At 64.4% G+C, this 25,991-nt stretch carries 24 protein-coding genes and 1 pseudogene; 18 read left to right on the top strand and 7 right to left on the bottom strand.

The genetic code is table 11. The annotated features are described in order from the left end of the window. Positions 1 to 1,253 (bottom strand): collagen-like triple helix repeat-containing protein (locus DIE17_RS35660; RefSeq protein WP_124921775.1); only part of this gene is annotated, 1,253 nt, incomplete at its 3' end. A 669-nt stretch (positions 1,254 to 1,922) separates the two neighbouring features. Between DIE17_RS35660 and DIE17_RS35650 the strand changes: the two genes are divergently transcribed. From DIE17_RS35650 to DIE17_RS35585, 14 genes are all read left to right on the top strand, one after another. Beyond that, positions 1,923 to 2,150 (top strand): Flp family type IVb pilin, encoded by a 228-nt coding sequence (locus DIE17_RS35650; protein ID WP_124522568.1) that lies wholly within the window; start codon positions 1,923 to 1,925, stop codon positions 2,148 to 2,150. Positions 2,151 to 2,250: 100 nt separating this feature from the next. Further along, entirely contained in the window at positions 2,251 to 2,751 is a 501-nt protein-coding gene (locus DIE17_RS35645) for a prepilin peptidase (protein ID WP_124522598.1), read from the top strand. Then, positions 2,748 to 3,242 carry a TadE/TadG family type IV pilus assembly protein gene (locus DIE17_RS35640; RefSeq protein ID WP_124522571.1) on the top strand — a complete coding sequence of 165 codons (495 nt, stop codon included), beginning with the start codon at positions 2,748 to 2,750 and terminating at the stop codon, positions 3,240 to 3,242. The genes DIE17_RS35645 and DIE17_RS35640 overlap by 4 nt, the downstream gene beginning before the upstream one ends. A 70-nt stretch (positions 3,243 to 3,312) precedes the next feature. Then, positions 3,313 to 4,248: a Flp pilus assembly protein CpaB gene (gene cpaB / locus DIE17_RS35635; protein WP_124522573.1), complete on the top strand. Its 936-nt coding sequence runs from the start codon at positions 3,313 to 3,315 to the stop codon at positions 4,246 to 4,248. A gap of 64 nt (positions 4,249 to 4,312) precedes the next feature. Then, positions 4,313 to 5,644 (top strand): type II and III secretion system protein family protein, encoded by a 1,332-nt coding sequence (locus tag DIE17_RS35630; RefSeq protein WP_124522575.1) that lies wholly within the window; start codon positions 4,313 to 4,315, stop codon positions 5,642 to 5,644. Between the two features lie 60 nt (positions 5,645 to 5,704). After that, the gene (locus tag DIE17_RS35625; protein WP_124488913.1) at positions 5,705 to 6,976 is read left to right on the top strand and encodes a fimbrial protein; all 1,272 of its coding nucleotides are present in this window, start codon (positions 5,705 to 5,707) and stop codon (positions 6,974 to 6,976) included. Positions 6,977 to 6,979: 3 nt separating this feature from the next. After that, positions 6,980 to 8,341, top strand: coding sequence for a CpaF family protein (locus tag DIE17_RS35620; protein WP_124522577.1), 1,362 nt, complete (start codon positions 6,980 to 6,982; stop codon positions 8,339 to 8,341). Further along, positions 8,334 to 9,326, top strand: coding sequence for a type II secretion system F family protein (locus DIE17_RS35615; protein ID WP_124522579.1), 993 nt, complete (start codon positions 8,334 to 8,336; stop codon positions 9,324 to 9,326). Before DIE17_RS35620 ends, DIE17_RS35615 begins: the two co-directional genes overlap by 8 nt. Positions 9,327 to 9,330: 4 nt before the next feature. Beyond that, positions 9,331 to 10,323 carry a type II secretion system F family protein gene (locus DIE17_RS35610; protein WP_124522581.1) on the top strand — a complete coding sequence of 331 codons (993 nt, stop codon included), beginning with the start codon at positions 9,331 to 9,333 and terminating at the stop codon, positions 10,321 to 10,323. Positions 10,324 to 10,340: 17 nt separating this feature from the next. Continuing rightward, on the top strand, positions 10,341 to 11,183 hold the full coding sequence (locus DIE17_RS35605; protein ID WP_124522583.1) for a pilus assembly protein: 843 nt from the start codon (positions 10,341 to 10,343) through the stop codon (positions 11,181 to 11,183). Between the two features lie 20 nt (positions 11,184 to 11,203). Beyond that, entirely contained in the window at positions 11,204 to 11,530 is a 327-nt protein-coding gene (locus DIE17_RS35600; protein ID WP_124522585.1) for a DUF3613 domain-containing protein, read from the top strand. Between the two features lie 5 nt (positions 11,531 to 11,535). Beyond that, on the top strand, positions 11,536 to 13,488 hold the full coding sequence (locus tag DIE17_RS35595) for a pilus assembly protein TadG-related protein (protein WP_124522587.1): 1,953 nt from the start codon (positions 11,536 to 11,538) through the stop codon (positions 13,486 to 13,488). Positions 13,489 to 13,500: 12 nt separating this feature from the next. Further along, the gene (locus tag DIE17_RS35590; protein WP_044846007.1) at positions 13,501 to 14,892 is read left to right on the top strand and encodes a sigma 54-interacting transcriptional regulator; all 1,392 of its coding nucleotides are present in this window, start codon (positions 13,501 to 13,503) and stop codon (positions 14,890 to 14,892) included. 54 nt (positions 14,893 to 14,946) lie between these two features. After that, complete coding sequence (locus tag DIE17_RS35585) at positions 14,947 to 15,654, top strand: DUF2968 domain-containing protein (RefSeq protein WP_124488921.1); 708 nt, start codon at positions 14,947 to 14,949, stop codon at positions 15,652 to 15,654. An 83-nt stretch (positions 15,655 to 15,737) separates the two neighbouring features. Here the strand turns inward: DIE17_RS35585 and hfq are convergent, their stop codons facing one another. Next, positions 15,738 to 16,304, bottom strand: a complete 567-nt coding sequence (gene hfq, locus DIE17_RS35580; RefSeq protein WP_044846005.1) for an RNA chaperone Hfq — start codon at positions 16,302 to 16,304, stop codon at positions 15,738 to 15,740. Positions 16,305 to 16,599: 295 nt separating this feature from the next. Between hfq and DIE17_RS35575 the strand changes: the two genes are divergently transcribed. Further along, positions 16,600 to 16,884, top strand: coding sequence for a PXPV repeat protein (locus DIE17_RS35575; RefSeq protein WP_044846004.1), 285 nt, complete (start codon positions 16,600 to 16,602; stop codon positions 16,882 to 16,884). Positions 16,885 to 16,917: 33 nt separating this feature from the next. On the opposite strand, the gene DIE17_RS35570 is transcribed toward DIE17_RS35575, so the two are convergent. The 4 genes from DIE17_RS35570 to DIE17_RS35555 all read right to left on the bottom strand — a co-directional run bounded on the left by DIE17_RS35570 (position 16,918) and on the right by DIE17_RS35555 (position 22,252). Next, positions 16,918 to 17,832, bottom strand: coding sequence for a DUF1571 domain-containing protein (locus tag DIE17_RS35570; RefSeq protein ID WP_124522589.1), 915 nt, complete (start codon positions 17,830 to 17,832; stop codon positions 16,918 to 16,920). 29 nt (positions 17,833 to 17,861) lie between these two features. Beyond that, positions 17,862 to 19,616, bottom strand: a complete 1,755-nt coding sequence (locus tag DIE17_RS35565) for an AMP-binding protein (protein ID WP_124522591.1) — start codon at positions 19,614 to 19,616, stop codon at positions 17,862 to 17,864. A gap of 380 nt (positions 19,617 to 19,996) precedes the next feature. Continuing rightward, entirely contained in the window at positions 19,997 to 20,815 is an 819-nt protein-coding gene (locus DIE17_RS35560; RefSeq protein ID WP_044849270.1) for a TetR/AcrR family transcriptional regulator, read from the bottom strand. Positions 20,816 to 21,031: 216 nt separating this feature from the next. Continuing rightward, a complete protein-coding gene (locus tag DIE17_RS35555) occupies positions 21,032 to 22,252 on the bottom strand; it encodes an MFS transporter (RefSeq protein WP_124488924.1) in 1,221 nt (406 codons plus the stop codon). A 279-nt stretch (positions 22,253 to 22,531) separates the two neighbouring features. Between DIE17_RS35555 and DIE17_RS35550 the strand changes: the two genes are divergently transcribed. The 3 genes from DIE17_RS35550 to DIE17_RS35540 all read left to right on the top strand — a co-directional run bounded on the left by DIE17_RS35550 (position 22,532) and on the right by DIE17_RS35540 (position 25,570). Next, positions 22,532 to 23,074 (top strand): GNAT family N-acetyltransferase, encoded by a 543-nt coding sequence (locus DIE17_RS35550; RefSeq protein WP_124488925.1) that lies wholly within the window; start codon positions 22,532 to 22,534, stop codon positions 23,072 to 23,074. Between the two features lie 125 nt (positions 23,075 to 23,199). Continuing rightward, on the top strand, positions 23,200 to 23,826 hold the full coding sequence (locus DIE17_RS35545; protein WP_124488926.1) for a ParB-like protein: 627 nt from the start codon (positions 23,200 to 23,202) through the stop codon (positions 23,824 to 23,826). A 25-nt stretch (positions 23,827 to 23,851) separates the two neighbouring features. Then, complete coding sequence (locus tag DIE17_RS35540; protein WP_124522593.1) at positions 23,852 to 25,570, top strand: SulP family inorganic anion transporter; 1,719 nt, start codon at positions 23,852 to 23,854, stop codon at positions 25,568 to 25,570. Between the two features lie 47 nt (positions 25,571 to 25,617). On the opposite strand, the pseudogene DIE17_RS38225 reads toward DIE17_RS35540, so the two are convergent. After that, a pseudogene (locus tag DIE17_RS38225) lies at positions 25,618 to 25,737 on the bottom strand (carbohydrate kinase); the annotation flags it as partial. Positions 25,738 to 25,991: the final 254 nt, after the last annotated feature.

Genomic DNA, 25,991 nt, shown 5'->3' with positions numbered 1-25,991 from the left:
GCGCCGGTGACGGTGGAGACGAGGCCGGTGACCGGAGCGAGCGGACCGCCGCTCGTGCCACCCGTTGCGCCGCCGAGTGCGCCGGTGACGGTGGAGACGAGGCCGGTGACCGGAGCGAGCGGGCCGCCGCTCGTACCGCCCGTTGCGCCGCCGAGCGTGCCGGTGACGGTCGTGAGCAGGCCCGTGAGCGGCGCGAGCGGGTTGGTCGCGCCGCCGGTGGCGCCCGTGAGCAGGCCGCCGACGGCCTTCACGGTATTGCCGGTCGACGAGACAGTGCTGCCGAGGCCGGTCGTGACGGGATTGCCGCCCGTCGACGCAATCACCGCGCCGGCCTGGTTCAGGCCGTTGCCGATCGTGCCGAGCAGCGTGTTGACCGGGGCGCCGAGGCCGGTGGCCGTCCCGATCGTCTGCGTCGTCTGACCGACCATCGTCGTGATCGGCGTGATCGCCGAGCTGACCGTCTGCGTGACCTGCTGGATCGGGCCGGTCGACAGCACGTTGGACAGCGTGGTGCCACCGTTCGAAACCGCGTTGCCGACCTGCGTCACGAGGCCGCCGACGGCGCCGGTGACGGGAGCGAGTGGCGACAACGGGCCACTGCCGAGGCTCGTGACCAGGTTGCCGGTCTGCGTGACTGCGCCGCCGAGCTGGTTCACCACGCCGCCGGTGCTGGCGACCGTGACGCCGACCGGGTCTTTCGTTGCGCCGAGCTGGCCGAGGCCGTTGCCGAGGCCATTACCGAGTGCAGTGACCGCGCCGCCGACGTTCTGGATGATGCCGCCCGCCGCTTGCGTCGTGGCCGGGTTGACGCCGGGCAACGACTGGCCGGCGACGACGCCGCCGAGGTTTGACACGGTGCCACCGAGATTGGTGACGAGATTGCTGCCGCTTGCGAGGACCTGACCCACTGCGTTCGACGACACACCGGAGGTGCCGCTCGTTCCGCTGGACGTTCCGCTCGTCGTGCCGCTCGTCGTGCCGCTGGTGCTGCCGCTCGTCGAGCCGCTCGTGCTGCCACTGGTCGAGCCACTGGTGCCGCCCGACGTGCTGCCGCTCGTCGAACCGGACGTGCCGCCCGAGGTGCCGCCGCCCGACGTCGAGACGGAGTCGCCACCGCCCGAGCTGGAGCCGCCGCTGAGCCCCTTGCTGATGGAACCGGAGCCGCCGCACGCGGAGAGGGAAAGCATGGCTGCCACGGTGGCCGCGATCATAGTCGTCCGGAGCGTGCCATGAGGGATAACCTTAATGTCCATTTCGTCCTCGCATTGAAGCTGATGTTGTGTTGAGTGATGCGGGGATTACTCTGCAACTGTCGTGCCATTTCGATGGCCGACGGTTCGACGATTGGTTTTAAACGGGGCAATTCCTTGTCGGAAAAGGGATTTAGGCAAACTGAAAGATTGTTGAATCTGTTTAAGAACGGTCGAATGAGAACGGTTTCGGCCGTTTCGTAACGTAACGTCACAACATTGGCGTTACGCGTGCGGCGTAACGTGGGCGGGCGTGCAGGCCTGGCGGGCGCTCCGGCTGTTTTACTGGTGGATTAGGTGTGCACATCTAACCTATCGTAAGTCCTATGTGTAAGGCGTACCGAAACGCCGTACAAATACGGCTGTGCTCCCGGAAAGTTTTTTCGATCCGGTCTTAAAAGAGGTTGGAAGTTAAATGCGATCGGATATAGAATCCGGAGCAGGTGTAAGGAAATGTACAGCTCGGTACACGACGTTCGAGGAGGGTCACTATCGCGAATGTTAACTTGCATCAAATTGTGATACATACCCCTCGGGGTGACATATAAAGAAAGCGCATCCGGTTGTCGTTACTTAGTTGTAGCGAACGACGCGGGGCAAGGGCCCGATATGCGAGGATGTACAACGTATAAAAGGCCAAAAAACGTACATACAGGCACGAGGAATTAAAAAATGAAAGCACTCATCAAGCGCTTCCTCAAGGAAGAAGACGGGGTTACCGCGATCGAGTATGGGCTGATTGCGGGTCTGATTGCTGTTGCCATCGTTGCAGGAGTTTCGTCGATCGGGGGCAGTCTTGGTACCATGTTCTCCAATCTCGGGACCTGCATCACCAATCCTACGACAACCAGCGGCGGCACCACTACAGCCAACGCTGCCTGCACGTCCCCCTGGAAATAAGTCGATCTCATCACTGCTATAAGAGTGTCGTAGTGTCGTGACAGACGAATCGCTCGGGGGCAATTCGTCTGTTGCGGCATGTTCGTCCGATCGTGATGCGATGGCACATTTTATTTTTATCGGGGTATTCCTGGTCTGGACGTTGTTTGTCGCGGCGAGTGATATCCGTTTCCGGCGTATTTCAAACTCGCTGGTCCTGATTGGACTGGCGGCCGGACTCTTGGGCGCGTTTCTAAATGCGAATCCATTTGGAATCCTTCCAGTTCAGGCGATGGTTGGCATGCTCGCCGGGCTGATCGTTCTTTTTCCTCTTTTCTTGCTGCGTGTCATGGGCGCGGCGGACGTGAAAATTTTCACCGTCCTCGGGGCTTGGTGTGGTGCGGGCACGCTGCTCGGGTTCTGGATTGCAGCCAGTCTTGCGGCCGGTGTTCACGTACTTGCGTTGATGCTGTTATCGCGGACGCCAATCCGGGCATTGTGGCCGCATCGCGAGCCCATGCTAATGCTGGACGGATATCGGGCGACGCCCTATGCGGCGTGTCTCGTGGTGCCAGCGGCCGGATGGCTTGTCTACCTCGTCGCGACAGGGGGGGGACGATGAAACGACGAAGCAGGGCATGCCGATGGCGGCATCATCAGCGAGGCGCGACGGCCGTCGAATTCGCGATCGTGTTTCCGCTGTTCTTCATGATCTTCTATGCGATCGTCAGCTTCGGAATGGTTTTTGTCATTCAGCAGAGCTTGACATTCGCGGTCAGTGAAGGGGCGCGTGCCGGGTTGAATTATGCGCCGAGCCTCGGCTCCGACCAGAATCACTGTACGTCCCTGCCTAATTCCCTCACGCGTACGCAGAACGCGTGCAATACCGCCTTGGGTGCGCTGGGTTGGTTGAACGGCAATCCGCAACCGGTGTCGGTAACGGTAAAGACGAATACGTGCAGCGCCGGCTCGTCGAGTTTGACGAACTGTCTTACGGTCACCGTGAGCTATTCGCCTCTGCAGTGGCTGACGACGATGCCGTTTTTGGGGCAAGTGCTGAGCGGGCCGCTTACGAGCTCGGCAGTAGTGCAAATCCCGCAGTCCATGCTGTGACATACGCATCGCGAGTCGCGCGACATAAGAACTTTCGGGCCTTCATTCCGGCATTCACACTTCTTTCAACATGACCAACAATTTGACGAAGATCATCGCCGGGCTGCTGATCGCGATCGCCGTACTGCTCGGAATCTATGCATGGATGCTCGGACGCAGTACGCCAGGCTCCGCTCCGGCACCGCAGGTCGTTGCCGGGAATCCGGTACCGGTCGTGGTCGCAACACGGACTTTGCCGGTAGGTCAGCCGATTGTCGCCGATGCGTTGAAGGTTCAACCGACTGTTTCCGCGCCGACAGGTGCGATTGCCGATCCGGCAAGCGTGGTTGGTCGCGTTCCTGTGAGGGACATCCCGGCGTCGGCCCCGGTCGTATCGGACGCATTGGTGTCGGGGCTTGCCGAGGACGTCCAGCCGGGCGAGCGGGCGATCGCGGTTCGCGTCGACGAGACCAATGCGGTCGGCAACCGGTTGCGGCCGGGCAACTTCGTCGACGTGTTCCTGAACCTGAAGCGCGAAGGTAGCGGCACGATGTTCGATAGCGAAGTCTCGCAGACGCAAGCGCGGCTCCTGATGTCGAAGGTGCGGGTGCTGTCGTTTGGCGACGCGACGTCGGAGCGCGACAGCGGCAGCAGCACGAACGGCAATAACGGTCAGCCGAGCAACACGCGTATCGCGATACTCGCGATACCGACCGCACAGGTCGATGCGCTGACGCTCGGAGAGGCGAGCGGCCGGCTGACGCTCGCACTGCGCAATCCGCGCGACGACGAGCTTGCGATGCAGACGGTGGCGGTGCGTACGGACAACAAGTTGTCGCCGTCGGCGCTTGCCGCGGCCGGCGTATCGCTGCAACAGTTGTCCGGTACGTCGAGGACCGCGGTGGCCAACGTGAACGTGCCGCCATTGCCGTCGCGCTTGCCGCCGGTGACGCGACCGGGCGGCGGCGGAGGTGGCGGCAGCATCGAGCTGATCCGCGGCGGCCGGTCGGAAACGGTTGCATATTGAACAACATCGGTGGCCATCGATATCTGCGACGACAAGTAAAGGCCGTGCGACGGCCCAACAAACAATGAAAAATATACTGACTGCATTCGCGATTGCTCTCTGGACCTTGACGTTCGCATCCACTGCAAGCGCGAGCGGCACGATTGAACTCGCGGTCGGCGCGCAGCGACAGATTTCTGCAGGTCGTGCGCTGCAGCGTGTCGCAGTCGGCGATCCTGCGATCGCCGACGTGTTGATCATGAAGGGCAGTGGTTCCGGGTCCGTGCTGCTGACCGCGAAAGCGCCGGGCGCAACGAACGTGATGTTGTGGGAACGCGGTCACGACGAGCCGACGGCCTGGAATGTGGAAGTCGTCGACGCGTCTGCGCACGCGGTGCTCGACGGTTCGATGCCGCAGGTGAAAGCGTACGGTGGGACGTCGGTGTTGCGGGGAACGTCCGCTTCGCTCGATGCTCACGAACGAGCAGCGGCAGTCGCCAAAAACATGAACACGAAGGGCACGCTGATCGATCGCTCGACACTGGCTGGCAAGAATGTCGTGCAGGTCGACGTACGCGTGGTCGAGTTCAGCCGCACCGTGCTCAAGCAAGTGGGGTTCAACTTCTTCAAGCAGAGCAACGGATTCTCGTTTGGCTCGTTTTCACCGGGCGGCGTGCAATCGTATAGCGGCGGCTCCGGGCCCGGGTCGGCCGGATATCTTCCGACGCTCGGCGCCCCCGTCGCATCCGCGTTCAACCTGGTCGCGAACGCAGCCGGGCACGGCATCTTCGCCGACCTGTCGCTGCTCGAAGCGAACAATCTGGCGCGCGTGCTCGCCGAGCCGACGCTCGTCGCGCTGTCCGGCCAGAGCGCCAGCTTCCTCGCCGGCGGCGAGATCCCGGTTCCGTCGCCGCAGGGGCTTGGCTCGACCGCGATCCAGTGGAAACAATACGGTGTGGGACTGTCGCTGACTCCGACGGTGCTGAGCCCAAGCCGGATCGCGCTGAAGGTCGCGCCGGAATCGAGCCAGCTCGATTTCGTGAACAGCGTGACGATCAGCGGTGTCGCCGTGCCGGGCATCACGACGCGTCGCGCCGACACGACGGTCGAACTCGGCGATGGCGAGAGTTTCGTGATCGGCGGCCTGATCGATCGCCAGACGATGTCGAACGTGAGCAAGGTGCCGCTGCTCGGCGACCTGCCGATCATCGGCACGTTCTTCAAGAACCTGAACTACCAGCAGAACGACAAGGAATTGCTGATCATCGTGACACCGCATCTCGTCGCACCGATTGCGAAGGGGGCGGTGCTGCCTGCGACGCCCGGCGAATTGTCCGAGCAGCGCGACGGGCCGGTATGGCGATCCTACCTGGGCGGTGCGGCATCGCCGGATGCGGCACCGGGGTTTTCGAAATGAATCTGAGGCATTGCGCGTCGTGGCACATTGCTACGCCTTGCGTAATCGGGGGTGTTCGACATGAATGCACGAACCCAATCGTTGTGTGAACCCGCCGTGACCGACTACTTCGTTTGCGCATCGACAAAGGAAGCGCATGTGCGCTGGCTGGCCGATACGCTGGTGTCGGCCGGTGCGGTCGAGGCCGCGTCGCTGGAGCCGGGCGTGCTTGCGCAGCGCATCACGGGGCTCAATCCGGCGCTCGTGTTCATCGATTTCTCCGAACGCAGCGAAGCGGCGAGCGTCGCTGCGGCCACGGTACGCGCGGCACATCCGGGGTTGCCGATCGTCGCACTTGGCTCGCTCACCCAGCCGGAGAGCACGCTTGCCGCACTGCGCGCGGGCGTGCGCGATTTCATCGACGTGTCGGCATCGGCCGAGGACGCACTGCGGACGACGCGTGGATTGCTATCCCACGTCGGCGAGCCGACGAGCCGTCACGGCAAGGTCGTCACGTTGCTCGGCGCGCGCGCGGGCATGGGGGTCAGCACGCTCGCAGCGAATCTCGCGGTCTGGCTTCAGAAGCGGGCACTCGGGCCGGGTGCGGCGGGCACGGACGGCGGTGCGCCGGCCGGCCGCCAGACCGCGCTGATCGACCTGGGGTTGCCGGCCGGCGACGGCGCGCTGTTTCTGAACACGCGTTGCGAATTTCATTTCATCGATGCGGTGCAGAACCTGCGCCGCATCGACCGCACGTTCGTGAACACCGCACTCACGAGGCATCAGAGCGGTGTCGCGCTGACGACGCTGCCGCCGGACCTCGGCGCGTTGCGCGATGTGTCCTATGCGTCATGCATCGGTTTGCTGAACCGCCTTCGCGCGTTCTTCGACCAGCAGGTCGTCGATCTCGGCGGGTTCTCGAATCGCGAGTTCGTCACGCAGATCGCCGCGTCGGCCGACGAGGCGTGGCTGGTCTGCGATCAAGGCGTCGCATCGATCGTTTCGGCCGTCGACCTGATCACCGGGTTGCGCGATGGGGGCGTCGATACGGATCGCGTCAAGCTCGTGGTCAACCAGTACGATCCCGCGCTGGGCCTGATGCCCGGACAGATCGCCGAGCGTCTCGGGTTGTCGCTGGTCGGCAGCTTGCCCGCGCGCCGCGTCGCGATCGGCCATGCGGCGAACCAGGGGCGGCTCATCGTCGATGCGGCAGAGCGTGATCCTTACGTGCGCGCACTCGAATCCCTCGCCGCGCGGTTGCCCGGCGTATCGGGCATGGCGGGCGCGTCGCGCGCGGCGCCCGGCCTGTCCGCGCTCAAACGTTTCATTCAACCTTCGTCCAAGCGGTCGTAACCGATGGCACACGACATTCAATTCGCCGACGGCGCAGCGCCGTTCTCCCAGACGCAGCAATTCCACGACATCAAGAATGCCGCGCACGAGCACCTGCTGACGCGTATCGAGGAGCTGGGCGCCGAGTTCGGCCGATGGTCGCGCCAGGCGATCAATCAGTTCGTCGATCTCGAGATCGACAGCTTCGTGCGCCTGCGCCGCATTCCGCTCAACGAGAACGAGGTGCGTGCGATTGCGGAAGCGCTGACGAAGGAACTCGCGGGCTTCGGGCCGATCGAGGATCTGCTCGCGGATCCGGCGGTCGAGGACATCCTGATCAACGGCTACAACGACGTGTACGTGTCGCGTCACGGGATACTAGCGAAGCTGCCGGTGCGCTTCACCGACAACGCGCATTTGTTGCGAATCGTGCGCCGGATCCTCGCGCCGATCGGGCGCCGTCTCGATGAATCGAACCCGATGGTCGACGCGCGACTGCCCGACGGCGGCCGCGTGAACGTCGTGATCGAGCCGCTGTCGATCGACGGCCCGATCGTGTCGATCCGGAAATTCCGCAAGGACCCGCTCAAGCCCTCGGACCTGCTCGGCAACGGCACGTACAACGAAGAGATCGGTGCATTGCTCGAGGCGGCGGTCGAGGCCCGCTGCAACGTGCTCGTGTCGGGCGGCACGAGCTCGGGCAAGACGTCGCTGCTCAATGCGCTCGCGTTCCACATTCCGGAGGCCGAGCGTGTCGTGACGATCGAGGATACGGCGGAACTGTCGCTGAACCACCCGCACGTCGTGCGCCTCGAAAGCCGGCCGGGCGGGTTCGACGGTAGTGGCGTCGTGACGATTCGCGATCTGTTGCGCAATACGCTGCGGATGCGTCCGGACCGGATCATCGTCGGCGAAGTGCGCGGCGGTGAAGTGCTCGAAATGCTTCAGGCCATGAACACGGGCCACGACGGCTCGATGGGCACCGTGCACGCGAGTTCGCCGCGCGAGTGCCTGTACCGTCTCGAGATGCTCGCCGGCTTCGCGGGCTTCCAGGGGACCGAATCGAGCCTGCGTCGCCAGATCGCGAACGCGATCGACTTCATCGTGCAGATCGGACGCCTGTCGAATGGGCGCCGCCGGATTCTGTCGATCACCGAAGTGACTGGGCTGTCCGACAACATCATCGCGACGCAGGAACTGTATCGCTACGAAGCGCGCGTCACGCCGGAGGGCGAGGAAGTCGATCACTGGGAGTCGCTGGGCATTCATCCGCATTCGCCGAAGCTCGCGCGTTTCCGCCAGACGCTGACGAACAGCGGCCTGGGCAGTTTCGGCGGCGGCTTTGGCGGCGGCGGTTTCGGTCGCGGCGGGGGCTTCAATGTATAGCGCAACGATCTGGATGCTCGCGGTCGCGATGCTGTGCGTGGCATCGGCACTGATGCTGTGGCGACATGCGGAAACCCGGCGCGTGCGCACCGATGCGAAGCGCTTCATCGACAGTCGGCTGGAGCCCGGCGCACGCGCGGCGGCACCGGCTGCAAGACCGGCAGCATCCGCGGCGCCGCGTGCCGTGTCGTCATCCAGTGGCGCGCGCAATGCGGCATCCGGTGCTTTCTGGGTGCACTGGCTTGCGATGGCGACGGAGTATCTGACCGACCTCGTGAACCGTGCCGGGATCGAAGGGGCACGCGGCAAGGCGATCGTCGCGCTGGCGGCTCTCGTGACGGTTGCGGCAATCGCGGGCAGCCGCGGCGGCGTGCTCGCGTGTTTCGCTGCGCTTGTCTGCGGGAGCGCGATTTTCGGCATCTGGCTCACATCGCGCATCCAGCGGCGTCGACTGAAGATCGTCCGGCAGATTCCATCGTTTCTCGACGGGATCGTGCGACTGGTGACGCTCGGCAACAGCGTGCCGGCCGCATTCCAGGCAGCGCTGCTGACGACGGAGGAGCCGCTGCGGGGGTGTCTCGACCACGTGTCCCGGATGTTGCGCACAGGTGTCGAGATCGATCGCGCGATGCTTCATATCGCGAAGATCTACCGGACGAAGGAATTCGAACTTCTCGGATCCGTGCTGCGATTGTCGGTCAAATATGGCGGCCGTGCGGACGTGATGCTCGAGCGCATGGCCGTGTTCATGCGCGACCTCGAGCAGGCGGAGCGCGAACTGGCGGCGATGTCGGCGGAGACACGGTTGTCGGCGTTCGTGCTCATGATGCTGCCGATCGCGATCGGCAGTTTTGTCGTGATGACCAATCCGAAGTATCTGGAAGGCATGTGGATTGATCCGGGCGGACGAGTGCTCCTCATACTCGCATTTCTGATGCAGATGGCGGGTAGCGTGTGGTTGTACCGAATGGCTCGACTCAGGTGATGCGATGACGGCAACTCAGATTGGATCAATCGCTCTCGCGCTCGGCGCGCTCGGCGTGCTGCTGCTCGGAATGATCGCATTGCTGCGAGCGAGCGCCGCGTCGCGTGTCGAACGCGCGCTGGCCGATGCGCTCGATCAGCGTATGGCTGCACACGAAGCGGCCAAGCTAGGGGGCGTAGCCGATGCGGATGTCGCTCCGAAATCCGACACGCACGGTCGGCAGTGCGTCGAGCGTTTGCTTGCACGGCTTTCGGCGACAGGGATGCGCTTGCTTGAAACCGGGTTCGGCAAGCACATCGTAGCGGATGAGGATCGTCGTCTACTCGAGCAATGCGGTTACGTCGACGCGCGTACACGCGGGCTGTTTCTGATCGCACGGATCGCTTGTGGGATCGCGGTGCCGGTGCTTTTCGCGGTAGTCGCGAGTGGGCGAATGAAAGGCGGACACTGGACGATAGGCATGTTCGCCGCATTCGGGTTTGGCTTCATGCTGCCGAAACTCTATGTGCGCCGTCGTGCAGCGGCACGGCGCCAGAGCGTCGTCGATGAACTGCCTTTACTCGTCGACATGCTGCGCCTGTTGCAGGGCGTGGGATTGTCGCTGGATCAAAGCCTGCAGGTCGTGACGAACGATTTCAGGGGGATGATGCCGGTTCTGTCGTCGGAAGTCGGGATCGCGCAGCGTCAATTCGCAACGGGCCGCACGCGTGAGCAGTCGATGCAGCGGTTGTCGAGCGGGTTCGATAACGAGGACTTGCGCGCGATTGCACGGCTGATGGTGCAGGTCGACAAGCACGGCGGCGCGGTTCAGGAGCCGCTCAGGCAGTTCGGTGACAGGCTGCGCGAGACGCGCCGCGCAATGCTTCGCGAGCGGATCGGTCGATTGACTGTGAAGATGACGGGCGTGATGGTCCTGACGCTGTTGCCCGCGCTTCTGATCGTGACGGCCGGCCCCGGGTTTCTGGCGGTGATGCATGCGCTGTCAGCGCATCATTGATGGTGGAAGGAAAGACCATGAAGCGGATCATCAGGATGGCGATGCACACGAGTATGGCGGCGGCAGTTTTGCTGCTTGGTGCATGCGCGGCCAAGGAAAGCGGGTATGGCGTCGGCGGACAGACCGAGCGGGCAGCGCTGATTCAGGCGGCTGACCAGAAACATGCGGTGCCCGATACACCCGGGATGTATCTCGGACTGATCCAGCGGATGCAGGCCCAGGGCCTCTATTACGCGTCACTTGCACACATCGATGCGTACGACAAGGCGTACGGAGTATCGCCAGACACGATTCTGCTGCGCGCGGACGCGCTGCGGATGACCGACCAGCCAGCCGCTAGCGCAGCCGCGTATATGCAGTTGCTGAAGACGCCACTCGCAGCGCGCGGTTACCGGGGGCTCGGGTTGATCGCCGGTGCCGCCGGCGATTTTGGCCGGTCGGTGCAAGCGTTGACGCAGGCATCCGAACTGGCACCGACCGATGCGTTGCTGCTGTCCGATCTGGCCTATGCGAAATTGCGCAACGGCGATATCGTTGGTGCGCGAGTACCCTTGATGAAGGCGGCCGAGCTGGATCAACGCAACCCGAAGATCGTCAGCAATCTCACTTTGTATCTGCTCGCGACAGGGCGCGCGCAGGATGCGCAGCGGTTGATGAACCAGCAGCATTTGCAGGCAGATATCCGTAAGGAAATCAGCAGCGATGCCGCAAGAATTGCGGCAGCGGCGCGTGCTCAGCAACGCGCGGTAGCGACGCCGTCGGTGGTGTCTCGGCAGGCCGCAGCTGCGCCGGTCACGCCGATGGCAAACAATTTCGGCTATGACCAGACCGTGCCGCTGCTGCAACGGTTTGCACAATGAACGGACGTGCGGGGAACGACATGAACAATAAACATTATCGAAACATGCGTGTGGGTCGAATCATGGTGCTGGGCATGATCGCGAGCATGGCATTCGGCAGCGTCGCCGCCTATGCGCAGCAGGGTACGATGCCGGCCGCGTCGGACGTGGGCCGCTCGACCCGCGACTGGCTGGTGATGCAGGGCGAGAACCGCGCGGCAGCATCGACGCAACCGTTGCTCGGGGATGTTGCATCACTCGTCTACCAGCGCTATCTCGATTCGTTCAAGAACAAGATTCCGGAGTCGATGAGCACGCAACTCGGGGCGTCCGGCGGCATGCAGGGCGGCGGGCAGGGGGCGCAGTAGGCCAGATGACGATGCGTGCAGATCAATCACATGGAACTCGGTGGCGCGGCGCTGGTTGGCCGGCGGCGCGACGTCAGCACGGCTCCATTGCGGTCATGGCTGCGGTTTGGGTAATGGTCGCGATGGTCGTGTTGGGTGCCGTTGACATCGGGAATCTGTATTTCCAGAAGCGGGATTTGCAGCGGATCGCGGATCTGGCTGCGTTGGCGGCGGCCCAGTCGGTCGATCCTATTGATGTCAAATGCGCGAGTGCTATTCAGGCAGCACAGAATAATGCTGGCCAGAATGACGCGTATCCGGTTGGCACAAAATCCCCGGTTGCCGGGACAGATCAGATCGTAACGAGTTGCGGACGCTGGGATCCGCCAGCGGGAAGCAATGCGTCTTACCAAGAGGCGGCTGCGAGTCTTACGCAGTTCAATGCCGCACGGGTCACGTTAAATCGCCGTGTGAATTACTCGTTTCTCGGATTGTTGTCCGCGGCCGGCCGTGGATCGCCGACGGTAACCGCCAGTTCTACCGCGAGGGCAACCGCAATCGATTCGTTCTCCGTCAGTGCGACGATCGCGAGCGTAAATCCAGTATGGCTAAATGCCATTCTGACTTCGTTGCTGGGGACGAGCATCAACCTGCAGGTTGGCGACTATCAAGCGATTGCTAATGCCAACATCCGGCTTGTCGATATCGCGACAGCTGTTGGCGTCGGTACGGTAAGTGGACTCACCACGACGTCGATCGGCATGTCAACGATGCTGGGTAAACTGGCCAACCTTGACCTTAATACTTTACAGACTGGTCAGAACAACAATCCTGGATATGTCGCGCAGTTGCAGGCAGGGCTCGCCGCCCTGGGTCGGATACCGATCGTTTACATCCCGAACACGACGATTAAGCTGGCGAATCAGGCAAATGCGCTCCTGCAGTTGGGCCTCGGCAATCCCGATTCCGCCGCTGACGCCACGGTCAACCTGCTGGATTTATTGACAACGACGGCACAAGTCGCGAATGCCGGGAAGGCGGTTTCGTTGAATGCTACGTTGCCGCTTGGCGCGAATACCGCTACGAATGTGCAACTGCAGATTCTGAGCCCGCCGTCGCTGGCCGTCGGCGAGGCCGGTCAATTGAACGGGGTTTGGCGGACACAGGCATCGTCTGCTCAGATCGGGTTGTTCCTGGATGTGCAGACCCCGCCACTCAGTGTTTCGATTCCTGGTCTTCCATCGCTTCTTAGTGCACAGCTGAGCGGTCTCAAGTTGCCACTCTATCTGGTCGTGGGTGGGCCGGCCACGGCATGGCTGGCGGCCACCAAATGCGGGCCGACTATCGACACGTCGACGGTCACGATCGGTGCGAAGCCCGGTATCGCTCGTCTGTGCGTGAGTACGCCCCCGGGCGGCATGCTTAATCTGAATAATTCGGGTAGCTGCCCCGCCGCGACCGGGACACTGCAAATCGTGAACCTGAACGTCATCCTTGCGGGCGTGACGGTGCTGTCACTGCCGGTCACGGCGAATGTCGGCAATCCGGTGCTTCAGGTCGCGGGAGATGAATCATATAGTGCGCCGTATGGCAGCAACAGTGGCAACACGCCGCCGCAGTTCTGTGCCGACACGGCCAACTATTCGGCATCGTCGCCGACATGTTCGAACGGCTGGTCGAGGAATCCGAACTGGACCACTTATTCGAATCAGCTCGGTTCGCAACTGGCGACAGCCCTTGCGAACCTGAACCTCCAATCGCTGGACATTGCCTTGACGCTTCCCCTCATTGGAACGATCAATGTCCCGGTACCAGTTAGCACACTATCGTCGCTGCTCGGCACACTCCTCGGCCCGATATTGACATCGCTTGATACCTTGATCGTACCGTTGCTAAATCTGCTGGGCGTTCAGGTTGGCCAAGCGAACGTTCATCAGATTTCGCTGACATGCAATGCCGCACAACTTGTCGGTCAGTAACAGGCTTTTATTATGAGAACCCCCTCCGCAATCGCAGAACTCGACCTGTACGTCTGGGAAGGCAAGGCGGACATTGTCGACCGCGTTGCCCGCTGCATGGCGAGCTTCGACGTCGAGGTGATCCGCGCCGACAATGCGGAAATCTCGCCGGAGCGCGCCGCCTTGCGGCCATCGCTCGCGATCATCAGCGTGACGATGATCGAGACCGGTGCGGCGTTCCTGCGCGACTGGCAGGCCAACATCGGCATGCCGGTCGTCTGGGTCGGCGCGGCGCGCGACCACGACGCGTCGCAGTATCCGCCCGACTATTCGCACATCCTGCCGCTCGACTTCACGTGCGCCGAGCTGCGCGGGATGATCGGCAAGCTCGTCACGCAGCTGCGCGCGCATGCGGCCGATACGCTGCGGCCGTCCGAACTCGTCGCGCACTCGGAGTCGATGCAGGCGCTGCTGCACGAGGTCGATATGTTCGCCGACTGCGACACCAACGTGCTGTTGCACGGCGAAACCGGCGTCGGCAAGGAACGCATCGCGCAATTACTCCACGAAAAGCATTCGCGCTACCGCGACGGCGAATTCGTGCCGGTCAACTGCGGTGCGATTCCGGACGGCCTGTTCGAATCGCTGTTCTTCGGGCACGCAAAAGGCTCGTTTACCGGCGCGGTTGTTGCGCATAAAGGCTATTTCGAGCAGGCGGCGGGCGGCACGCTGTTCCTCGACGAAGTCGGCGATCTGCCGTTGTATCAGCAGGTCAAGCTGTTGCGCGTGCTCGAGGACGGCGCCGTGCTGCGGGTCGGCGCGACGACGCCGATCAAGGTCGATTTCCGTCTCGTCGCGGCCAGCAACAAGAAGCTGCCGCAGCTCGTGAAGGAAGGCCTGTTCCGCGCGGATCTTTATTACCGGCTCGCGGTGATCGAACTGAGCATTCCGTCGCTGGAAGAGCGGGGCGCGGTCGACAAGATTGCGCTGTTCAAGTCGTTCGTCGCGGAGGTGGTGGGCGACGAACGGCTCGCGCAACTGTCCGACCTGCCTTACTGGCTCGCGGATGCGGTGGCGGACAGCTATTTCCCCGGCAATGTGCGCGAGCTGCGCAACCTTGCGGAGCGCGTCGGCGTGACGGTGCGGCAAACGGGCGGCTGGGACGCCGCGCGACTCCAGCGGCTGGTCGCGCATGCGCGCAATGCGGCGCAGCCGGTGCCGGCGGAGAGCGTGGCGGAGGTCTTCGTCGACCGCAGCAAGTGGGACATGAACGAGCGCAGCCGCGTGATCGCGGCCCTCGACGCAAACGGCTGGCGACGCCAGGATACGGCGCAGCAGCTCGGCATCAGCCGGAAGGTGCTGTGGGAAAAGATGCGCAAATATCAGATCTTCGACGAAGAGCCCGAGACCCGCGAAAGCGAATAATTAATGCGATAAAATCGCGCTGAATTACAACGACACGGGCAGGAATCAAAATTCATGAGCCATATGACGGGGTTGGGGCGGGCGTGGGTGTTGCTCGCGATGATGGGAGGCATGCAGGGCGCGTTCGCGCAGGGATTGGCGGGCAATGCATCGCCGGCGGTACAGCAGGCGTCGGCACCGGTGGCGGCGATTCCGGTGATCGATCAACAGGTTCAAACCTCGATACAGCCGCAGGCAGGCGAGACGACGGGGCAGAGCACGGTTGACGAACTGCAGCGCCAGATCCAGGCGCATTCGCTGACGGAAATGCGCACCAGCTATAACGGCAGCTACGGCGCGAGCCAGTTGTTCAGCGTGAAGGACGGTTCCTATTTCGTCGCGCTGTTCCAGCAGAAGGCGTTCTGGCGCGTGATCAAGACTTACGACGAAGCGCGCGCGGAAGCGATCTATCGCGATTTCTCGCGTCAGGCGGAACGGCTGTCCGTCAACGAGCTGCGTGCGGCGAAGCTGGAGTCGCAGAAGGTGCAGACGGACCGGCAGATCGAAGTCGCGCAGGAGCGGGCGCGGCGTCTGCAGGCCGATATCTCGATCGCCCGCGAGCAGCAGGCGGCGGTCGCGGATCGCCAGAAGAGCGTCCGCAACGAAACGGCGGCGCTGCAGGCGCAACAGGCGGCGCTTCAGTCGCAACTGCGCGCGTTGCAGCAGCAGGTGCGTTCGCTGCAGCGGGAGGCCGACGCAGGTTTGCCGACGACGGCACACTGAGCGATCACGGCACGGCCGGTGCGGCGACATGCCGCGCCGATCCGCCAGAAAAAAGGGCAAGCCGCCTGGCTTGCCCTTTTGTTTTACTGGCCGTCCGGCACGATTCGCCGGCGGCGCGTGACGATCACCGGCCCGTTGCCGCCGCGTGCGTCGGACGGCGACGTGTTGCCCGATGCGTCGCCGGCATCGCGCGGTGCGCCGTAGCTTTCGCGCGGGGCGCCATAGCCTTCGCGGGGCTCGCGCGGCGCGCCATAACCCTCGCGCGGTTCACGGGAACCGTAACCTTCACGCGGCTCGCGCGAGCCGTAGCCGCCGCCGTCGCCACGCGATTCGCGGGAGCCGCCATGCGAGCCGTACGGGCTGTGGCCGCCGCCTTCGCGGCCGCCCGGCCGACCGCCGGGCCGCGGGCCGCGGGGACCGCCGCCGCCCGGGCGCGAGCCGCCCGTGTCGAGCTGGATCGTGGAAATCGCACGCTTGTAGATGCCTTGCAGACCCACGGGGGTGCGCAGCATCACCAGATACTGGTCGAACGACTCGATACATCCCGTCAGACGAATGCCGTTGACGAGATAGATTTCAACGCGCTTACGTTCCTTGCGCGCCGAATTGATGAAGTCGTTTTGCGGATGGGATTCTGCGGGATTGGCCATTGAGGTGCGGCAGGAGCCTGCGTCAGAGAATATGTTGTGCGTGTGTGTGGCGTGGTTGCCCACCAAGTGTTTGGCGGGATTTTACCCTGTTCGTTCCACCAGCGCGCAGTCGTGATTGTGTCGAACCGTAACCCACTATAGACGTTCCCGTGCATTTTCGCGATTCGGTCGAATGGCTAGTGCCGTTTCGTTACGTCGCGTTACGAATCTCGCAATGGCGTAGCACCTGGCGGCGCGCGGCGGGATTACATTCCACGCGCATGCCGGGCAGGCCGGCGGATCCGGGAAGGGGAACATGAACAAGAGGGGATTGGCGGTGTGGATCGGGAGTGTGGCGTTGCTCGCTTCCGGCAGTGCAATGGCGGGGCGCGTCGACCTGTCGGTGGGCATCGGCGTGCCGGTCGCACCGGTCTATGTCGAGCCGGCACCGGTCTATGTGGCGCCCCAGCCTGCGGTAGTCGCTTATCCGGGTTACGGATACGGCTACTACGGCGACGAGGACGACGACGGCTACCGGAAATGGCGCAAGCACTATTACAAGCATTGGCACAAGCATCACCACGACGACGATGATGATTGAGCGCGACCTGCGTGGCGCCGGCGCCGGTGACGATCAGAACGCATAGTCCGGGTTCTTCGGGTCGAACGCGGATTCGTCGAGCGTCGCCGGCGCGATTTTCTCGATGACGATCCGTTCGAAGATCCTGCCGTCGTTGTCATAGGATTCGATGGTCCTGAAGTAGGGCGCGTGCAGGTCGAGCCCGAGGATTTCCTTTTTCGCGTAGAACTGCGGCCGGCCGGTCGGCGTCTCGTAGGTGAGCGCGACGACGCGCACACCGCCGATCGTCTTCGCCTCCACCTGGGTCGGCCGCTGCACGCCGGCTTCCTGGTATTTCCTTCCTTCGGTCAGGTACAGGTTCGTGATGAACTCGGTGCCGAGATCCTTCACCTGGTGATTCGACTGCGCACGCGCGAGTGCGCCGTCGAGCGCCGTCCACAACGGAATCTTGCCGAGCAGGCCGCCGAGATGGCCGTACATCTCGTCCTTGCGCCGCGTCGTGTCGTAGATCGTCTCCTGTCCCGCATGCGCGCCGCCCGGCAGCCATTTCGCATAAACGCGCAACGGTTCGCGGGTCGTCTTCACGAGCATGCGGTCGGGCGTGTCGGACCATTTCCCGCTGATGCGTTCCTGGCGCACCATCGTGAACTGGTACGACGGATAGCCGTTGGGACCATTGCGGATATAGAGCGGCACGGCGAGCGGATCGAGGGCCTTGAACAGCGCCGTGAGCGTCGCGTCGTCGAGTTGCGCGAGCACGCCGCGCTGGGCGGCCGTGCGCAGCCAGCGCGCCTGCTGCGCGACCGGCTCGCGCGTGACCTTCGCCAGCTCCGCCGGCAGTGCGGCCTCCTGTACCGCGCTCGCGGCATCGGCGGTTTCCTCGGCGTGCAGGCCGGCTTGCGCGAGCGACAGCACGCACGCGAGTGCCGCGGCGGCGTACCGCGCGCGGCGCTTCGTTCCTTCGTTCATCGACAGCGTCTCCGGGCGCGTTGGATCGTTCAGCCTTGCTTCGCGGCCTTGATCCTGGCGAGTTCCTCGTCGCGCAGCGCGCGGCGCAGGATCTTGCCGACGTTGGTCTGCGGCAGCGCATCGCGGAACTCGACGAATTTCGGCATCTTGTAGCCGGTCAGGTTCTTGCGGCAGTGCGCGAGCACGTCGTCGACCGTCAGCGTCGGGTCGCGGCGCACGACGAAGACCTTGATCCGTTCGCCCTGTACTTCGTCCGGGATGCCGATCGCAGCGGCTTCGCTGATGCCCGGATGCATGACCAGCACTTCCTCGATCTCGTTCGGATACACGTTGAAACCCGACACGAGGATCATGTCCTTCTTGCGGTCGATGAGGCGGATGAAGCCGCGCTCGTCCATCACGCCGATGTCGCCGGTGCCGAGCCAGCCGTCGGCGTCGATCACCTTCGCGGTCTCGTCGGGCCGCTGCCAGTAGCCGCGCATCACCTGCGGGCCGTGCACGCACAGCTCGCCCGGCTCGCCGACGGCGGCCCAGGTGCCGTCTTCGCGGCGAAAGCGCACGAGTGTCGACGGGGCGGGCAGGCCGATCGAGCCGCTGAACCCGGCCATGTCGCTCAGGTTCACCGGATTCATCGTGACGATCGGCGAGCATTCGGTGAGCCCGTAGCCCTCGACGATCGGCCGGCCCGTGACTTGCTGAAAGCGTTCCGCGACCGCGCGCTGCATCGCCATGCCGCCCGCCATCGCGAGCTTGAGCTTCGAGAAGTCGCGCTTGCGGAATTCGTCGTTGTCGAGGAACGCGTTGTACAGCGTGTTGATCCCGGTGATCCCGGTAAACGTTTCGTTGCGGATGATCTTCATCACCATGTTCATGTCGCGCGGGTTCGCGATCAGGATGTTGCGCCCGCCGAGCCCCATGAAGATGAACGCGTTCACCGTCAGCGAATAGATGTGATAGAGCGGCAGTGGCGTGAGCACGGTCTCGACGTCGCCCGACACCTGGTCGGCGATCCACGCCTTCGCTTGCAGCAGGTTCGCGATCAGGTTGCCGTGCGTGAGCATCGCGCCTTTCGCGACGCCGGTCGTGCCGCCGGTGTACTGCAGGAACGCGAGATCGTCGCGGGTCGTCTGCACCGGCTGCGGTTTGCCGCGTGCGCCGAGTGCGAGGGCGGAGCGCAGCCGGATCGCCTGCGGGAGGTTGTAGGCCGGCACGAGCTTCTTCACGTGCTTCAGCACGAAATTGATCAGGCGTCCCTTCGCATTGAAACCGTCGGCGAGCAGGTCGCCGAGCGCGGTGACGATGATGTTCTTCACCTGCGTTTCCGGCAGCGCGTCCTGCAGCGTGCGCGCGAAGTTCTCGAACGCGACGATCGTCTGCGCGCCGCTGTCCTTCAACTGGTGCGCGAGTTCGCGCGCGGTGTAGAGCGGATTGACGTTGACGACGATCGCGCCGGCCTTCAGCGTGCCGAACAGTGCGACCGGGTACTGGAACGTGTTCGGCAGCATGATCGCGACGCGGTCGCCCGGTTTTACGCCGGTGCTTTGCAGATACGACGCGAACGCGTCGACTTTCTGCGCGAGCGTGCGGTAGGTCATCGATGCGCCGGCGCTCACGTAGGCGACCCGCTCGGCGAAGCGCGTCGTGCATTCGTCGAAGAACTGCACGAGCGATGCGTATTGCGTGACGTCGATCTCGTGCGGCACGCCGGGCGGATACGACGCGTACCAGATGCCGTCGCTGTTCGGCGGGAGCTGGGCCGCTGCGGTTGCTGGGGATGAGGCCATGATGTGTCTCCGGTGTCGGTACGAGTTAGCGCTTTAGCGCTTACTCGTACCCCATGCTTCGCGGTCGGTGAGAGTTGGCGCTTCAGCGCTTACTCTCGCCCCATGCTTTGCGGTCGGTGAGAGTTGGCGCTTCAGCGCTTACGCTCACCCGTGCTTTGCGGTCGGTGAGAGTTGGCACTTCAGCGCTTACTCCCGGCCCATGCTTCGCAGTCAGTGAGAGTCAGCACTCCAGCGCTTACTCGTACCCCATGCTTTTCGGCGACGAAAGCAAGCCTGCCTTGGCTCTCCCGCCGCATGACATTCGTTCGGCCCGGGCCGGCGCATCAACGCCGGCCCGGGCCGCCCAAATCGTGAAACGCCGCCTGCGCGGCCTGGTGCGATCAGCTCGCCGAAGGCGCCGTCGCCGTATCGGCAGCAGCCGTGCTCGACGACAGCCCGAACGCTTCGCTCGCGCCCGCATCGTCGAGCACGGCCGCGAAGATCGACAACTGCGCGCTGTCGGGCATCGGTGCCTTCAGCGCGGCGACGATCAGCGAGGACAGCCGCGCGATCATCTGCACGTCGTTCATCGTGCGGCCTTGCGAGAATTCGTCGATCAGGCTTTCGGTTTCGGCACCGGCCAGCGCGCCGGACAGCGCGCCGATCGCGAAGTGCAGCCGCCAGCCGAGCTCGGTGCGCGGCAGATGCGGCAGCGCGCGCTGGAACGCATCGAAGAAGCGGCCGGCGACGCTCGCGTAGTGCGCGGTCAGGAAGTTGCGCACGAACGGCGACGGATCGGTGTACGCGCGGCCGATCAGCCGCAGGAACGCGGGGCCGCCGCGCTCGGGGTCGCGCGACGCCTTCAGCGCGGGAATGAACATCGCGCCGAGTACGTGTTCGCAGGTGATGTGCGCACCGAGCTGCGCATCGAAGCGGTCGAGGATGCCGAGGCGTTCCAGGTTGAGCTGGTCGAGCCGGCGCGACAGCATCGCGTGGATCAGCGCTTCCTTGCTGCCGAAGTGGTAGTTGACCGCGGCGAGGTTCACCGTCGCACGCGACGTGATCTGCCGCATCGACATCGCTTCGAAGCCATGTTCGATGAACAGGTCCTCGGCCGCATCGAGAATGCGCGCCTTCGTCCCGCCGGTCTGCCGATTGCCGGATGACCGCGTCCCGGACGGTCGTCCCGCGGACGCTCGCCCCTCCTGACTGACTGCCATGTCCCGCCTCCCAATGCCGGTTGCCCGGCCGCGAACAGGTGATTTGATTATCTGATTCAAACAGCCGTTTTTATTAAGATAAAAAAACGCGTACGGCGCGGGCAAGCGCGGAATCTGGACAAATTCCTCTAGTTCGATGTGCGGATGCGGAAAGTCTGTCGCGCGGCCCCGGCGGGACGGGGCACGCGCGATGGTGCGTCGCGGCAATGCGCGGCTTCAGCCGGCGGTGGTACGCGTATTGACCGATTGCGTCATGTCGACGCCGCGCCGTTCGCGGCTGAACAGGATCAGCACGGCGATCACGACGGCGACGATACCGGCCACGAGCGCCAGCGCGAAACTGTAGTTGTTGCCCTGGGAGACCGCGAGCGATGCCTGCATCGTCGCGTTGCCCGACGCGAGCAGGTTGCCGAGCTGGTAGACGACGCCGGGGAAGGTCGCGCGGATCTCGTCGGGCGAGATCTCGTTCAGGTGGACGGGGATCACGCCCCACGCACCCTGTACCGAGATCTGCATCAGGAACGCGCCGGCGGCGAGCGCGAGCTGGCCGCTCGAGAACGCCCACAGCGGCAGCACCGGCAGCGCGATCAGCGCGGCGATGAAGATCGCGCGGCGGCGGCCGATCCGCTCCGAGATCGCGCCGAACGACAGGCCGCCGACGATCGCACCGATGTTCAGCACGATCGTGATCCACGACACGGTGTGCGGATCGAAGTGATGCTGTTCGCGCAGGAAGGTCGGGTAGAGATCCTGCGTGCCGTGCGAGAAGAAGTTGAACGCGGTCATCAGCACGATCGCGTAGATCGTGAGCTTCCAGTTCTGCTGCAGCGTGGCGCCGAGGCTCGGGCGCGGGCGCTTTTCCATCTGCTTCCAGGCCGGCGATTCGGGCACGTGCGTGCGCACGTACAGCACGAGCAGCGCAGGCAGCACGCCGACCATGAACATCCCGCGCCAACCGATGGTCTGGTAGAGCAGGCCGAACACGACGGACGCGAGCAGGTAGCCGCTCGGATAGCCGGCCTGCAGCAGGCCCGACACGAAGCCGCGCGCATGGGTCGGCACGGTTTCCATCGTCAGCGCGGAGCCGACGCCCCATTCGCCGCCCATCGCGATGCCGAACAGCGCGCGCAGCACGAGCAGCGCGGTGAGGCTCGGCGCGAAGCCCGACGCGAGCTCGAGCAGCGAATAGCATGCGATGTTGACCATCAGCGTCGGGCGGCGGCCGAAACGATCGGCGAGCCGCCCGAAGATCAGCGCGCCGATCGGGCGCATCGCGAGCGTGAGCGTAAGCGCAAACGCGACGGCGGGGATCGTCGACGCGAATTCGGCGGCGATGTCCTTCAGCACGAAGACCATCAGGAAAAAATCGAACGCGTCGAGTGTCCAGCCCAGGTAGGCGGCGATCGTGACGTTGCGTTGTTCGCGGGTCCAGCTCATGTCCGAGGTCTCCTCGTTGGCTTGTGCGCACACTCTGCCGGCGGATGCCGGCCCGGCCGGCGCGCGGCGCGGGGGCATGGATCGAGTGTAGGCCGCGGCGCCGTGCGATGCGGGGCGCGATAACCGCGCATCGGGAATAATCCCTACGAAATGAACTGTTGAGAAAACGGAAATGAGCGTGTGCGTGACGAGCGACAGTCGTCTGTATCATTCCGGAAGGTTTTTTGTATCAGATACGTAATGCACGCGATGCGCATCGCCACCGAATCAGGAGCCCCGATGACCGAACCGTCCGTTGCCGCGCTGCCCGCCCTGGAGACCGCGCGACTGTGGCTGCGCCCGCGCGTGCTGGCCGACCTCGACGCGAGCATCGCGATGGATCGCGATCCGGAGGTCACGCGCTACATCGCGGGGCCGTGGCACGACCCCGACGAACATCGCCGCTTCGTCACGCACCGGATCACACGCGCCTATCCGCCGGGCCTCGGTTACTGGTCGATCTTCGAGAAGGCCGCGCCCGACGCGTTCATCGGCTGGATCCTGCTGATTCCCGACTATGCGGGCGGCGCGCGCGACGTCGAGATCGGCTGGCGGCTCGTGCGCGTGGCGTGGGGGCGCGGCATCGCGTGCGAGGCCGCCGCGGCCGTCGTGCGACACGCGTTCGACACCGTGCGGCTGCCGCGCGTGATCGCCGATATCGCGGAGGCGAACTCGGGTTCGCTGAACGTCGCGCGCAAGCTCGGGATGCGGCGCGTGAGCGTCGTTCACGACGGCATTCCTTACGTTCGCCATCGTCTCGAGCGCGACGACCTGCGTGCATAGCGTCGCGTGCGGGCGCGACCGGTTGTCAGAGATGGTCAAGCGCACGCGTATCGAGGTCGCGACGTATTAACGGCTCGCACGATCAGGAGTATCGTTGCCGGAAATTCGCAACATGGGGTACGACCATGGCACTCGGCAACGACGTTCATCTCATTCCCGTCCGCCTTGACGCGCTGCGTCCGACGCAAATGACGGTCGGCTATCGCGAAGTGAAAGCGAAGCGCAAGCACTGGAAGACGCTCGACAAGCGTGCCCGCAAGGCGGCGATCGAGTCGCACTGGTTTCCGGCCGTCCTCGGCCCCGGCGGGGTGCACTACATCACCGACCATCACCATCTCGGCCTGGCGCTGATCGAGGAAGGGGAGGCGCGCGTGAATGCGATGCTGCTGAAGGATCTGTCCTGGCTCGACGACACGATCTTCTGGCGGATGATGGAACACAACCAGTGGGTGCATCCGTTCGGCGTGGACGGCTCGCGTCGCGACTACGCACAACTGCCGAAGGCGCTGACGGGGCTCGAGGACGATCCGTATCGAAGCCTCGCGGGCGAGCTGCGCACGGCCGGCGGCTACGCGAAGGATGCGACGCCGTTCAGCGAATTCCTGTGGGCCGACTACCTGCGCCAGCACGTGACGCTCGATCAGATCCGCAAGAACTTCGCGAAGGCGCTCGACATCTCGCTGCGCCGCGCACACGAGCAGGACGCGCGCTATCTGCCCGGCTGGTCGGGTGTCATCGCCGTCAAACCCTGACCCGCACCCCGGCGCCTACCGCCTCATGACGACTGCCCCGACCCGTCCGGATGCCGGCTTGCAGCATCCCGAGCATTTTGCTGCACTCGATGCGGCGCCGCCGCCACCCACGCAGCGCATCGGCCTCGATGCGCTGGCTGGCCTGTCGATCGCCGGGTTGCTGATTCCCGAGGCGGTCGCATACGCGGGTCTCGCCAACCTGCCGCCGCAGGCCGGTCTGATCGCGCTGCTGTCGGGGCTCGTCGTCTATGCGCTGACCGGCAGCAGTCGCTTTGCGATCGTGTCGTCGACGTCGTCGTCGGCGGCCGTGCTCGCCGCGACCGTGCTGGCCGAGTCGGGGATGGCGCTTGCCGCGCAGCTCGCGCTCGCGGCCGCGCTCGTCGCGATGACCGGCGTGCTGTTCATCCTGGCGGGCGTCGCGCGGCTCGGGGGCATGTCGGATTTCGTCGCGCGACCGGTCCTGCGCGGTTTCACGTTCGGCCTGGCGCTGACGATCGTCATCAAGCAGCTGCCGAAGATTCTCGCGATCTCCGTGCAGCACAGCGATGCGCCGCGCGTCGCACTCGACCTCCTCACCGGCGCACCGCATGCAAACCTCGCGAGCGTCGCGCTCGGCGCGACCGCGCTCGCACTGCTGTTCGTGCTCGGGCGGCGCTCGCGCGTGCCCGCGACGCTCGTCGTGATCGTGCTGTCGATCGCGGCCGGCTATGTGTTCGACTGGCAGCACTACGGGATCGCGATCGTCGGACACATCGATTTCCGGCATCTCGAATTCGGGCTGCCGCATCTCGACCGGAACGCATGGATGCAGACGGTCGAGCTCGCGTTCGCGCTGATGCTGATCCTGTATGCGGAGTCGTACGGTTCGATTCGCAACTTCGCGCTGAAGCACGGCGACAGCGTGTCGGCGAACCGCGACCTGGTCGCGATCGGCTGCGCGAACCTCGTGTCGGGGCTGCTGCACGGAATGCCGGTCGGCGCGGGCTATTCGGCGACGTCCGCGAACGAGGCGGCAGGCGCGCAGTCGCGTTTCGCGGGCTTGTGGGCGGCCGGCGTGGTCGCGCTGATCGTGTGGCTGCTGCTGCCGCAACTCGCGCGCACGCCGGAGCCCGTGCTCGCTGCGATCGTGATCTTCGCGGTCAGCCATTCGCTGCATCCGTCGGTGTTCCGGCCGTATTGGGTCTGGCATCGCGACCGGCTCGTCGTGATCGCCGCGCTGCTCGCGGTGCTCGTGCTCGGCGTGCTGCACGGGCTGCTCGCGGCCATCGGCGTGAACCTGCTGCTGACGCTGCGCAAGTTGTCGGAGCCGAACGTGAGCGTACTCGGCCGGCTGCGCGACGGGCACGACTTCGTCGACGTCGCGAATCACGCTGATGCGAAGCCGGTCCCCGGTGTGCTGATCGTGCGGCCCGAGGCGCAGCTGTTCTTCGCGAACGCCGACCGGATGCTCAATCGCGTGCGCGCGCTGATGAAGGCCGCGCCCGACACGCATACCGTGATGCTGAGTCTCGAGGAAACGCCGGACGTCGACGGCACGACGATCGAGTCGTTGCGCACGTTCGCCGCCGAATGCGCGGCACGCGGGCTACAGTTCGCGATCGTGCGGCTCAAGGAGCACGCGTTGCATGCGCTGCGCCGTGCGACCGACGATACGCTGCGCGACGATGCGATGTCCGAACTGAGTGTCGACGAGAGCCTGCAACTGCTGCAGGCACGCGGTAACGGCGCGAAGCGTGGTGCGTGACCGGGCGGCGCGCATGCTCCGTCTGGCGTTTTCACGTGCCGCCAAGTTAGCGCGGCTGACCGTGCCGGCGAGGGCGATCGGCACGCCGAGCCGCGCGCCACGTTCCAGCATGAACCGCCGGCGACGCTGCGCCAATGCCGCGCGTCATCGCGGATGAAGTCGGTCAGTGCTTCGCCGAATACGGCCCGGCGGGGGAATGTCGTCGTTGTGTCGAGACGATGTGCCGCGGCGTGTCGCGCGGCGGTACGGCGGTTGGTAAACGGACGGGCAGGGCCGGTGTCCGCGCCCGACACCGACCGGCACCGCCAGGAATCGCGGGTCGCGTCGCGCGATCAGCGCGGGCTGCTCCAGCCTTTGTAAGCCTTCACGTTGTCACGCGTGACGAGCGTCGGCTCGATCAGGATCATCGGGTTGGCCGGCT

Origin of the sequence: Burkholderia sp. Bp9099, assembly GCF_003857805.1 — a bacterium.
Taxonomy (GTDB): domain Bacteria; phylum Pseudomonadota; class Gammaproteobacteria; order Burkholderiales; family Burkholderiaceae; genus Burkholderia.
The sequence above is the reverse complement of the archived record's forward strand: the minus strand, read 5'-3'. Positions and strand labels throughout refer to the sequence as shown.